The sequence below is a fragment of the Serratia sp. 25CWL12 genome, assembly GCF_055790885.1.
On record NZ_CM147698.1, the window covers coordinates 3,934,067 to 3,947,643 of the forward strand.

6 protein-coding genes and 1 pseudogene are annotated in these 13,577 nt (G+C 51.2%); all 7 read right to left on the bottom strand.

Annotated features, from left to right (window positions below; genetic code table 11):
- Positions 1-114: 114 nt before the first annotated feature.
- Entirely contained in the window at positions 115-1,611 is a 1,497-nt protein-coding gene (locus ACX9GV_RS17095) for a M16 family metallopeptidase (protein WP_473196313.1), read from the bottom strand.
- A 225-nt stretch (positions 1,612-1,836) separates the two neighbouring features.
- A complete protein-coding gene (locus tag ACX9GV_RS17100; protein WP_473196314.1) occupies positions 1,837-3,123 on the bottom strand; it encodes a dicarboxylate/amino acid:cation symporter in 1,287 nt (428 codons plus the stop codon).
- Between the two features lie 323 nt (positions 3,124-3,446).
- Positions 3,447-4,826: an SLC13 family permease gene (locus tag ACX9GV_RS17105; RefSeq protein WP_023490489.1), complete on the bottom strand. Its 1,380-nt coding sequence runs from the start codon at positions 4,824-4,826 to the stop codon at positions 3,447-3,449.
- A 185-nt stretch (positions 4,827-5,011) separates the two neighbouring features.
- Positions 5,012-6,499, bottom strand: a complete 1,488-nt coding sequence (locus tag ACX9GV_RS17110) for an EAL domain-containing protein (protein ID WP_473196315.1) — start codon at positions 6,497-6,499, stop codon at positions 5,012-5,014.
- Between the two features lie 149 nt (positions 6,500-6,648).
- Positions 6,649-10,115 (bottom strand): annotated as a pseudogene (gene bcsC / locus ACX9GV_RS17115) (cellulose synthase complex outer membrane protein BcsC).
- On the bottom strand, positions 10,097-11,209 hold the full coding sequence (gene bcsZ / locus ACX9GV_RS17120; RefSeq protein WP_473196316.1) for a cellulose synthase complex periplasmic endoglucanase BcsZ: 1,113 nt from the start codon (positions 11,207-11,209) through the stop codon (positions 10,097-10,099). The pseudogene bcsC and the gene bcsZ overlap by 19 nt, the downstream one beginning before the upstream one ends.
- A gap of 5 nt (positions 11,210-11,214) precedes the next feature.
- Positions 11,215-13,524, bottom strand: coding sequence for a cellulose biosynthesis cyclic di-GMP-binding regulatory protein BcsB (bcsB, locus tag ACX9GV_RS17125; protein ID WP_473196317.1), 2,310 nt, complete (start codon positions 13,522-13,524; stop codon positions 11,215-11,217).
- Between the last annotated feature and the right edge of the window lie 53 nt (positions 13,525-13,577).

The following is a 13,577-nucleotide window of genomic DNA, read 5'->3' on the forward strand; positions in this document are numbered from 1 at the left end:
TGACTTATTGCTCAAGATGATTGGGGGCGAAATTGTAGCAGAAAGGAGCGGCGAGATGGCGATTAGTCATCATGCAGCTGCAAGAATATCCCCTGCAGCCTGCATGAATATAGATTACTGCAGGTGGGTTTCTGCGGCGGTCGCTTTCACGGCTTCAACCGGTTTGACCTCTTCATGGGGCACTTGGCCCGGTGTCATGATGCCATTATAAATGTCCTGTAACTGCTTCATGTTCATTTCCGGCTCCCCCTTGGGTTGCAGCAACACCAGGGTAGCATCTTGTGACAATTGCAGTTTCAGTTCCTGATTGAGCGCTTCCAGCGTTAATGAAGCCAAAAACGCCTGGCGCAACTGCTGATACTGCTCAGGGGCGATATCCACCACACCACTTTGCTGTGAACGCAAGCGTTGGCTCATCAATACGTCAGTATCAGTACGTGCATAGGTGGTAAACAGTTTGTTGAGCTGCTCAGTCTTCAGCCCCTGCAATGCCGTGAATTCCTGCGCAGAGAAACCATTTTTACGCACATTGGCCAATTCGCGGGCAATCACCGCCAAGCTGTTGTTCAGGTCACTGTTAGGGGAGTTGAGATGGATTGCACACTGAGCTAGTTGATACAGTACGCGACAATCAAACCCTAGTTGAATATTTTTCTGCCCGTTCTTCTGCAACACCTGCTGAATATGCCAGAACAAGGCTTCACGGGCGATATCACTACGCCAGTAACGATTCAGGCTTTGCGAATCACGAATAGGATGCCAAGGGGTATCCCACATAATTGACAGCGTACTCTGCTTCACCTGATCGCTCGGGAAACTGACCGGATCGACGGGTAACGCAGCTAACGTTGGCATGGTGGCAGGTGTCTCGCGTTTGCCACTAAGTGACGAGAAAGCCTTATTGATCTGTTCACTCAAACTGCGGCTATCCACCTTACCGACGATGTATAGCGTCATGGCATCAGGGGTATACCACTGTTGGTAAAATGTCTTCAGTTGTTCAATATCTACGGGCCGCTTAATCGGTTGCCCTGGGTCATGCGCCAACAGTGTTGAACCTTTCAGCCGATAACGCCACCAAGAATCTTGCGGATTCAGCGGGTAGGTGCCAATAGGATCCATATCGCTATTGATCACCGCATCCACAGTTTGCTGGTCTATCGCTAGTTTACCGGTGGTATCCGCAAGCCAGGCCAACGCCTCTTTAAGCAGATCCGGGCGGTTATTCGGCAGGCTCAGGTTATAAACGGTGAAATCATAAGAACTGATCGCGGGGGGGAATGGCTTGTCACTATCCACGCCTTGCTGTAACAACGAACGTAACTGAGGCGGGGTAAAACTCTCGCTACGCGTTACGGCAATACGCGGTAACAGGTGAGCAAAACCCACTTGTTGGGAAGACTCCACCAGCGAGCCAGTATTGACCATCAGCCGCAATTCAACCCGATCACTCGGGCGCTGTGGTGTATCAAGGATCTGCCAGGAAAACCCATTTTCCAATTGCCCTTGCTGCCAGGCGGGATCCGGTTGTAGTGCTTCAGCCAGCGCGCAACTATTGGCCGCAACCAACAACAGCCCACCCACTAAAAGACGAATTCTGGTACCCTGCATGTAAACCCCTACTTGATCACTTTTCAAATTTTTATACAGATTTCAATCGAATAACCTGGGTCGCTGTGCCCTGAATTTCACAAGGCACAAAGTGTACCACGTTGTTAGACCATGCATATTGATGGATGTTACTTAGCAATGTGAAAAATAATCTCTACTTTGTTGTCACTCAAGCTGCAGGGGGTAAGCTGCAACTTGAATGAACCGGGGTCTAGCGAGGAAAAATCAGAGAGTGGACTTGACTGGCTCTGGTTGAGCTACCGGGTTGTTGAGTTCGTGATTCAGTTGCTGCTGGTCAAGTTGCTTGCACCATTTAGCCACCACCACCGTCGCCACACCATTACCCACCAGATTGGTCAATGCGCGTGCTTCTGACATAAAACGGTCAATCCCCAGAATCAGCGCCAAACCCGCCAGGGGTAAATGCCCCACTGCCGAAATAGTAGCGGCCAACACAATAAAACCGCTGCCCGTGACGCCCGCCGCCCCCTTGGAAGAGAGCAATAACACCACCAGCAATGTCACCTGATGAATGATATCCATCTGGGTATTGGTTGCCTGAGCGATAAATACCGCGGCCATGGTCAGGTAGATTGAGGTGCCATCAAGGTTGAAGGAGTAACCAGTCGGGATCACTAACCCCACTACCGATTTCTTGCACCCCAGTCTCTCCATTTTATCCAACATGCGGGGGAGTACCGATTCGGAAGAAGAGGTTCCCAGCACAATCAGCAGTTCTTCTTTGATATAACGAATAAATTTGAAGATATTGAAACCGGTGTAACGGGCAATCGAGCCCAGCACCACCACCACAAAAAGCACACAGGTAATATAGAAACAGATGATCAATTGCCCAAGTTGTACCAGTGTGCCCACACCATACTTACCGATAGTGAATGCCATTGCACCGAACGCCCCTATCGGTGCCAGACGCATGATCATATTGATGATGCCAAAGATCACGCGCGAGAAACTTTCGATCACGTTAAAGATCAGTTGCCCCTTTTCACCCAAGTGATGGAGTGCAAAACCGAATAACACGGCAAACAGTAATATCTGCAAGATATTGCCACTGGCAAACGCACCAATCACACTGCCGGGAATAATATCCAGCAGAAACGGGACAATCCCCTGTTCGGCCCCCTGTTGGACATACACCGCCACCGATTTGGCATCCAGTGTACCGGGGTTAACGTTCATTCCCACCCCCGGTTGTACCACATTCACAATCACCAGCCCGATCAATAGCGCAATAGTACTGACAATTTCAAAGTACAACAGCGCAATCGCGCCGGTACGGCCCACCGATTTCATGCTCTCCATACCTGCGATACCAGTCACGACGGTACAGAAGATCACCGGGGCGATAATCATTTTAATTAATTTAACAAACCCATCACCCAGCGGTTTCATCTGAGCACCAAGATCAGGGTAGAAATGGCCGAGCAAGACACCTAACGTAATTGCAGTTAACACTTGAAAATAAAGGCTTTTATAGAATTGTTTTTTCATTTTCAACATCCTTAGGGGGGAAACGGTGCGATAGGTAGGCATTCACTCGTCTACACTGTTCATCGCACGCGCAAAAATAACACTGCAATAACAACATGGAAATAATTTGTTGTTCACCCTAAATAGTTATTAGTAAATTTTAAGAGATGAAACGAATCAGTTTTTCACTGTGGTGAATCAAGTGGTGGGAAAGGTTGCCTGATTACTCGGCCTGACATTTGGCAGGAACACCGCGATTGATACGGATATCTACTGAAGATAATCAGGACGCACAGCGATGTACGTCCTGTGATCAGGGCAGGCAATCCGCGCTGCCCGACAACTTAACGCCAGACGAACCAGGCGAACAGGGTGACAACCAGCACACATATAATATTGAGCCAGAAACCGACTTTGACCATCTCACTCTGGCGTATCATCCCGGTACCATAAACAATGGCATTGGGCGGCGTGGCGACCGGTAGCATAAAGGCGCAGGAAGCCCCAATACCGATCACAATGGTCAACAGTGCTGGGGGCATCCCCAAGGCTTCGGCAACGGTGGCAAAGATCGGCACCAACAGCGCAGCACTGGCGGTATTGCTGGTAAACTCAGTCAGGAAGATAATAAATACCGCAACGGCCAGAATAATAATAAACCAGTGGCTGCTGCCAAACAGGGTTGCCATACCTTCTGCCATCACTTTACTGGCACCGGTATCTCTCAAGATCACACTCAGCGTCAAACCACCGCCGAACAACATCAAGACGCCCCATTCGGTGTTCTGCTGGATTTGCGCCCAACTGGCAACCCCACTGATACCGATCAGGATCACTGCCGCGACCGCAACCACGGTATCAAACTGTTTTATTCCCCCTAAAACCGCACTGATGTAGCTACTAAAAATCCAGCACACCACGGTAAGCAAAAAAATACCCAGGGTGATCTTACGTGACGGGCTCCAGGTGAACTCTTCCAGGCTAATGCTGAACTGGTGGTTCAGGCTGGGGCGCAACATCAGATAGAGCGTACCCACCATCAGCGGCATCAATACCAGCATCACCGGAATACCAAACTTCATCCAACCCATAAAATCCAGCCCAAGCTGGGCGGCAGCAATGGCATTGGGTGGGCTGCCAACCATGGTGCCAAGCCCACCGATACTGGCGCTGTAAGCAATCCCTAACAACAGGAAAACATAAGTGTTATGTTCCCGCTCCCGGTCAAGATTCGACAAAATCCCCATCGCCAGCGGCAACATCATGGCCGCCGTCGCCGTATTACTGATCCACATGGAAAGTGCTGCCGTAGTGGCAAATAACATCAAGGCAGCCACCAACATCCGGCCACGAGCTAGCAGCAGCAGCCGATTGGCAATCAACCGATCAATCTTCTGAATATGCAATGCAGTAGCCAGCGCAAAACCACCGAAGAACAGGAAAATGGTGGGGTTAGCAAAAGACGCCAGTGCCTTATCCACATTCATGATCCCCATACCGATCGCCATAATCGGTACCAAGAGCGCAGTAATGGTGATATGTATCGCCTCAGTCAGCCACAAAATGCCGATAAATACCAACAAGGCCAGCCCCATATTCTCTTGGGCATTAAATGGCAAAGTTTGCAGCAACACCACAAACAACAAAAGATCGGCAGCCAGAATAAACAAGCCTCGCCGAATCGCTGGTGAAGAGGTGGAAGGTTTAAGTGGTAGATCAGCCATAAAAAGTTCCCTAAATTAGATACCCAAGTTCAGCAAATTTCATAAAGTGGGGGATAAAATTCGACATGAGCCATTAAAATTGGCAATAGGATAAAGGCAATGAAGGACTCTGTTGATATAAAGTTATGATATATGTGAGCATTAACACATTGAAAACAGATTTGGCCGATTTTTTACCAACAAGATCACAGTTTTTTTACACTAAAAAAGCGCTGTTCAAACTCCTCCTTTGGCAGCAACTGACCAAACAGCGGCCCCTGACCACGGCGAATCCCCTGTTGCAGTAGCCATTCCCGTTGCGCCCCAGTGGCAACCCCCTCCGCCATCATCGGTTGGTGAAACTCAGCAGCAACACGACTCACCGTCTGTGTCATTGCCTGATACTCTGGCACACCAGCAATAACCTCAGCGGCGATTTTAATCGAATCCCATGGCAAATGCTTAAGGCTGCTGACATTGGTCGCATCGATAACCACCAGTACCACCCCCACCCCCAGCTCACGCAGAGAGCTCAGTTGCGCTTGAGTGGCGTCAACATCGTTATTACACGCCGTTGCGGTGATTTCCAACCACAGTTTGCCTGGATTAATTGAACATTTTGTCAACTGCTGCTTCAGGAGGGGGACAAACTCTGGCTGCTGTAACTGCAGTGCCGAGACTTTCACCGCCAGCGGCAGGGCAATATCCTTGGCTTGCCAGTTAGCCAAAATGCGGCACGATTCAGCCAGCATCCAGTTGCCAATGGGAACTATCATCCCCCGACCTTCGACCAATGGTAACAGCGCTGCTGGCAAGATAGCCGTGTCATCCTGCAACCAATAGGGAAAAACTTCCGCAGCGATCACTTGCTGGGTCTGCATATCCCATTGGGATTGTAAAAACAAGGCAAACCGACGCTGCTCAAACGGCGCAGTCAACAACAATGAATCGAGTCCAGATCTCATGGCATTGCGGGAACTCGCCAAATGCGCCTTAACCATCGCCTGCTGGTTGCGATTATAATTACGCACCAGCGCCCCTAACTCATCATCGTGATGTTGGGCGGGTAACATCAGTTGGTGGTAAAGCAACGCCTCTTGCGGAACATTTTCCAACTCACGGACCATGGCACGCAACGGGTGCACCAACAACCGGTTAATACACCAGGTAATAGCAACGGACAAAATTAGGGTAAGTAAAAGATAAGTCGACAACATCATAGACAGCGTGCTGAGGATAAACTGATACATCCGGTATGAATCAACCTGGAGTACCAGATAAGCCAATGGCTGACTATTGGCAGTAATCGGCTCCGAGGAATAAAGCGGCATTGAGACCTGTATTGGCAAGTCAAAAATACGCATCACCAGAGCGGGGACCGGGCGCTGAGCGGTGAAATCAGCATGTTGAACCTGAAACTGATTGGGCAACACAATATCTGCCCGAGAGAGAATACCGATTGGCGGCAGTGTATTAAGCAAATTTTGGGTTTCCGGCATATCCATACGCAGCACCGCCTGTGCCAAGGGTTTATGCACCGAGTCAGCGATGCTTTCCATCTGCTGGCTATAATCAACCCGCTGCTGCTGTACTAAATGGAACAGCTGAATGATGATAAAAATGCAAAATGTCACCAGCGCTATACCCGACACCGTCGCCATCTGCTTGATTGTTAATGAACGCCTGACACGCAAACCCGTTCTCCACTATTCAATTTCATGCCGAATCATTATCCAAGCGATAATGGTATCAGCAGCACCCAATGGCTCGGCTGATTAATATACGTGGGTGTAAATTAACCACAGGGTAGCAAAACTACCCGCTAGATGACACACCCAATATTCTACTTAAAGTCAGCGTAAGGTGTCAGTGGTTGCGGTGGCATATCGAGATCACCCTGCCAGCCATCAAACGAGTAACGTAAATAGAGCAGCATATGGCTCGGTGTATAATCTTTTGCCTGTTGAATATCAATCCCCGCCCCCGCCGTCCAATGAGAGCTCAAGCGGCGTTCGATAATTGCCCGCAGCGTATAACCGATACCGGAAGAGGTACTGCCGCTTTCTATCGCCGCTTTATCTGGCAGCGAATCAGGGATCAATCCCTGTAAGGGATAACGTCGCTGATCATCGGTTTTAGTATGGGAAATCGACACGCCCCCCCCAGTTCCCATGACCAGTTCTCGGTACGCTGGCGGTAATTTATCGGCACCGACAACGACATAGACTCTTGCGGGCTATAATAGCCCCCTTGCCCCAAAGAGTAGCCACTCAAATCCTTCTGATAGTGCAATAACGAGCTACTCAACCCAATGGAGAGCCGGCGGTTATCTTCATTGATCACTTTGTAGTAATAACCCGCCATCAAGCGTTGACGCTGGTTATTCTCCACATTTTGTCCGGTGAGTTGATGAGCGCTAACATCCGCCCATACGCCATGATCGCCACCCCGGTCATAACTGCCACTCAAGTAGATTCCTGTTGCCCGCACGCCACCCCAGGTAATACCGGTATTAGGATCACGGGTCCCGCCAAAAGCCAGCAACGAACTGGCCATCGGCCGTCGTGATGCGCCCAACGTCCAGCCAATATTATTCCAGTCACCACTGTAGGCGACACCGCCCACCCAATCGACCACATCAAACCCCAGTGGGGTAGTACCAATATCCGCTTGCCAATGGTCGTTTGCCCAACCCGCTGCCACACTGGTACCAGTAGCGTCCTGACGTAGATCACTGCTGCAACCTACGGTATTACACGTACCAAAGGTTTCAAAGTGGCTGCCATTATTGGTATCAAAAGTTCCAGCTCCTAACTGCACAATATCGGTACGCAAGAAAGCACGGCCATCATACAGTGGCATATCCACCTGTAGCATGGTGTCGTGTGCCTGAAAATTCGAGATCCCCCCAGTCCCGCTTGAATGCCAGTAGTCATGATCGAGCGTGACCTTAACATCCTGCTGACGATAAAGGTCGGCTGCATCGGAGCGAATACCACGTTTTAACCAATCGTCGGTGGCATTGCTACGTGTCAAACGCGTGTAACTGTCATTGTCCTCTGGCACCGTTGGCGTGATGCCGCTGGCGACCATCGCCTGCTGGTAATCCTGTTTTGCCGCTTCTGGCCACTGCTGAGCCTGTTCAAGCCGCGCCACATCACGGTATAGCAAGGCTTTCTCCTGCCCGTTTGGCTGTTGCTGGGCAGCCGTTTTCTGCCGCGTAAAAATATCCAGTGCGGCTTGCGGCTCTCCCACCGCCGCCCAGGCATTGGCAACCTGACGCTGAGTATTAATTGAGTCATCGGCTATCGGTGGAGTCGCTTGCAATTTCTGCCGCGCCTGGCTGAGTTTGCCTTGCGCCACATAGGATTCAATTTCACCCAGGCGAGCATCCGGATTATTGGGGTCTCGCTCAAGAACCCATTGATAACTCGCCAGCGCTTCATCATAAGCCTCTCTTTGCTGCGCCCAATCTGCCAAGGTCAGTTTGATGCGAGTCTCTGTTGGCTGTTGACTAAGATAGGCCATCGCCGCAGGTTCATTACCGGCGGTACGAAGTTTCTCGGCATGATCCAGCACCGTCTGCATCTGTAACCGTTGCGCCATTTCGCGCATATTATCGTCCCACTGCGCTTGGGGTAACCTGTTCAGATGTGCCAACGCCTGGGTATCGCGATCACTACTCGACAAATAGAGCGCATAGGCATAAATCTGTTGTGGATCATTAGGGTGCTGCTGTACTAAGCGGTGAAACAGCGTATCGGCTGGCTGCTGTTGCCCCATCTGGCGCAGCGCTTGCGCATAGCGGTAAGTCAGCCAGATATCGTCTGGCGCTTTCTGATAGGCTTGCTGATATTTTTCTATCGCCTGTGACCACTGCTGCTGCTGCACCAGCTCATCCGCCTGCTGTTTCAACATGTCCAATTGCAGTTCATCAAAGATGCCACTCACCTTGGTCTGTTGCTCTCGGGGCAGACGATTAAGATAGTCCAACGCCTTTTGCGGAGACTGCCGTTGATAAATATTAACCACCCCCCGTATGGCACTCTCACTCGCCGGGTCCAAACGCAACGCCTGCTGATAATAGCGCTCTGCGCGGCTATCGTCTTTTTCAGCCACCGCCACATCACCCAAGCCAATCAACGCATAATTATCACTCTGATCAATTTGCCGTGCCTGCTGATATTTTTGCTGTGCCAGCGGCAGATTATTGGCTTTCAGTGCCTTGTCACCCTCATCCACCGTTATCCAGTAACGGGTGCTCTTGATCAGGCTCTGCCATTTGTCGCTATTATTGTTACCCTCTACTTTCGCCGCCTGCTCAAACAGGCGCAAAGCTTGTGGCCGGTCACCCGCCCGGGAATAAGCCAGCCCCAGAGCACCCAGTACTTCAGCATCATTGGGGCTGCTGGATAACGCCTTTTTCAGCTCCGGGATCGCCGTGCTACTAGCGCCTTTCTCCACCTGCGCCAAACCGGTTACCCGTGCCTGATAGGCAGGGTCCGCCAGCAAGGCCTGTTGCCGTGCTAACTCTGGTTGCGCACTGACGGCCTGCTCACTGCCAGCAAAAACCTCGATAAAGCGTTTTAACACCAGCACACTCTGTGAGCTGACGGGCATTTCTTTGGCTTTCGCCAACCACAAATCGGCAGCGAAAGAACGCCCATTAGGGTCAGCGGCAACTTGCTGCAATAGCTCATAAGCCTGCGCATCCTGCCCTTGGCTAAACTGCATCTGCGCCAACGCCATACGCAGGGTTATATTGTTGGGATATTGCTGGTCCAGTGCCTGTAACTGCTGTATCGCCACGGGTTCCTGGCCGGGTAACCTAGCCACCAGCCGCCAATACTCCGTTGCCAGATCGAGTGTGGGTGGGGGGCCATTAAATAGCTGATCGTATTGGGCTTTGGCTTCCTGCAAATGACCGGCTGTGGCCAACAAACGCGCCTGTTGCAACTTCTGACGCATTTCCGGCTGGGTCATCAATAGGCTGATTTCTGCCTGGTGGTAAACCGCAGATTGTGGTGCCGCCTGTTTCAGTTTAGTCAGCAATTGCTGCGCCAATGCCTGATTACCCTGGCGCAATGCCAAACGTACACGTGCGGCGATCACCTCCGGATTATCCGGCGCCATCAGCTCAAGACGATAGAGTGACTGACTGACCAAATCATCTTTATTACTCGCTTCGCCGATACGTACCTGCTCCAGCAGCCACTGCTCAGGCGCAACAGTTTCCGCGCTCTGCGCCTGCGGCAATAGGGCCAGGCTTAACGGTAATAGGCTCAGCCAGCCTAGTCTGTAGTTACGCATTTGCTGCCCCAAGAGGGTAGAAGTTCACCCTGACGATTAAAACGATAACGTTGTTGATCCCAACCCTGGCCAAACAGAATCAAAGAAGCACTAAAGTAGGCATCACTCGGTAATGGATCCGCTAGACGCTGGCGTTGTTGAGCCAGTACCGCAGGCTGGGTGGCTAACAGCGGGAGTAGCGCGGCAGAGAAGCCAACCGGGCCATAACCCGTGGTTTTACCCGTAGCGGTATCCGTTTCCTCGGGTGGCACACCAAGCTGGGTGGTCATCTGCACCATCGGCTGGAATTGTTTCACTAGTGCCACTTTATGCGGGTCTTCATCTGCTAACATGCCCGCCCAGAGATAAACGCGAATAGCGTTATAACTGCCCATATTGGGATTAACCTCATCCGCTTGCCAACCTTTGTCAGCTTGCCAAATCACCCAATCGGGTGAAAAACCCTGTGGTGCGGTCTCCAACAACAAGCGCTGGTTACTTTTCTTCATCGCTTTCCAGGGCCCATTAAAGCGAGCAAAACGTGCCAGGAGTTGTGGCGGTAAATAACTGGGATTGAGCCGCCAACGTTCTTCAGCCACAAAGCCCACCTTGCCCGGTAACAGCATCTTCCCTAAATCGGGAATATCTACGACCTCTTCACGACCAATCCGTTGCAACAGCAATCTGCCCACACGTTGGTAATGATGGTTTTTCCACAAGCGCCCGGCCTCCAACAGGTCATAAGCCAGCCACAAATCAGCATCCGACGCAGAATTACTGTCCAACACCTGCCAATGATTTTGATCGTTCTTCCCCCACAACCAGGCAGGCAGATGGGCCGTCAGGGAGCCAGCAGACAGGTTGTTTTCCGTCCATTTCAGCAGTTTATCGAACGTTGCCCGATCATTAGCCACCAGAGCAAAGAACATGGCGTAGCTTTGCCCTTCTGAGGTAGTTACCAGATTTGGGCTACTGGGATCAATCACCCGCCCATCATCGCTGATGTAAAACTGCCGGTATTGCTGCCAGGCCGACCATTCACAGGCGGTTGCCGTGTTGACGGCACACAGCAGCAATACACCATACAGCAGACGTTGCAGGCAACCTCCCGTCATGGCCATCAATCCCTATCTTCAGGTGCCAAACGACGACGGCTGAAAGCCCTCAAACCACGCCGCAGCAACAGCGCCACGATGATCACCACAATGGCCGCCATAACGGCCAGCAATATGGGGTGTGTCGACAGGGCATACCAAATGCGCTGCCACCATGGCAAATGGCCCACATAGTAAATATCGCCGACACGTAGGCTATTGACACCCGACTCACGGATCACCGCCACCGAACCAAATACCGCCTCACGTTTGCCACTGTCGAGCAGCGCACTATTTAATAATTCATAACCGCGCGGGCTGTCCGCCAGCAAAGCCACTATGCTACGTTGATCATGGAACGGGGATTGCACGCCAATAATCGCCGACATGGCACCTGATGAACTGATGGTCGTTTTGCTCTCAGGTGTTGCATCATCCTGCTGTATTTCCATCTCTGGCAGCGGTAACTGGCGTACCGGGCTTTTTACCCAGCTCAAGGTTGCGTCCACCAACTGATTGATTTTGCTGTCATCCCGCAGTTCTGGCGGAATGGTACCAATCAGCAGAATATCGGCATCTTTATCTTTGGCCTGTGACCAGTCATCGGTTAGCGTAAAAGCCAATGCTGGGTAACCGGTTTGCGCCCCGATATTGCCTAATGCATTAAGCAATGCACTCACCTGGGCAGGTTGCGGCTGTTTGTTCACCAGTACCAAAGTTTGCGACAGATCCGCCAAACGGCTGAATGGGAAACCCGCATTGGCGAAGGCCCGCAAGTCAGGCATGGTGATAAAGTGGTGATAACCAGAAAAATCGATGGTGGAATTGCCGTCGATCACCGCACGGTTAGATACCAGTGAATAGGTTTCACAACGCCCCTCTTCACCACTGGCCAGCAACGTCAGGTAATCGAAGTCAAAACGCATCTGGTTAGTCGCCCCCAGCTTCAGTGCCGGGATACTGACTTCCTTAGCGTTATCAGTCAGCCCCTGCAATAGTGGCAAACGCAATAACTGCGCACCCTGATCCTTTTCGGGGAGCAGCGGATAGGATTGAACAAACTGATTATTCAGGCTGATATTCAGGCGTGAACCATTCTGAACGCGAGGAGCGGTATAGCGGTATTTCAACTGCATATCAATGCCGCTACTCTGCAGCAGGAACAAGTCAGGCGGCAAACTGATTGATAAGTTGATCGGCCCTGGCTCAACACCGTCCGCCTGAAATTGTGTCTCAAATTGTTGTAATTCACTGAACTTCACTGCCCGGTCAGTACGCACCCAGTTCGGTGCGTCATAAGGCTGACGCGGGAGCAGTTGTTCTACTTTATCCACCGTCAAGCTCTGACCACGAAACAGAATATCCCCTTGAGCAATGCCTTGTACCGCGGTGACTAAATCATTGTCATCACGCCCCAGTACCAGTAACAATTTCACATAAGGGTTATCCGGGTGGTTAATCATCTCCACCGTAGGCCCATTCACTGCAGGGAGATCCTTCAGGAAATCCGGGCGCTGTTGATTAGTGGCAAAGACAATCGCGTGCTGGTCAGGCAACTTATTAAACAACGTAGGGAATGATTGACCACGCCACTGCGCCTTGGCACCAAACCAAGAGGCGAGGATCCCGGCAGCACGCTGTTGTGCCAAATCCGGCTCGCTGGCAAAAACCATCGGCAGGGTTAATGGCCGGTTATCCCGGCTGTCAAAGAACGGTACCGGGAAATGAGAAAGCTCGTTGTCCAATGGTAGTTTCTGGAAACGTAAATTCAACGAGCTGGACTTACCCACATCCAACCATATCGTACTGTTCGCCGGGTTTTCACAAATGTTTTGATAATGGCCGATAAACACTAGGCGTACACGGTTAAAATCGATGATATAACGCGGATCAATGGGCATCTGGATATGGTTTGACTTACCCAGTTGATCTTTGGCAATAGCAACGACCCCCATCAATTCATCATTCAGATAAACCTTAACCTGTGAATACAACGGGATCAGTGCAGGGGAAGGGGTAAACTCCAGATCCAGCATCGCCTGTGAAACCACTTCATCACTGCGTACCCCGAACTCAATCTGCCCTTCAGGACGCGTGCCTCGCAAGGTAAAGGTTCCCGGCGGCGGGGCAACATCGGCAAAGTGGAGTTGCACATCACGTACTGGCGCATTCGCCGCTGGTGCCACCGATGTACTCATCGGAATAGTGATCGCCCCTTCCACTGCCGTGGTAACTGGCGGTGGCTCAATCGAGGTAGGTGCAGTGACAGTTTCCGCCTGAGACAAGGTACTGATGCCTAAGGCCAACGCAGTGAACCAATTTATTTTTTTTGTCATCGTTTCATCATCATCAAAGTTATCGCCAGCTCGCCAGGCAAGCGAACGCGCAG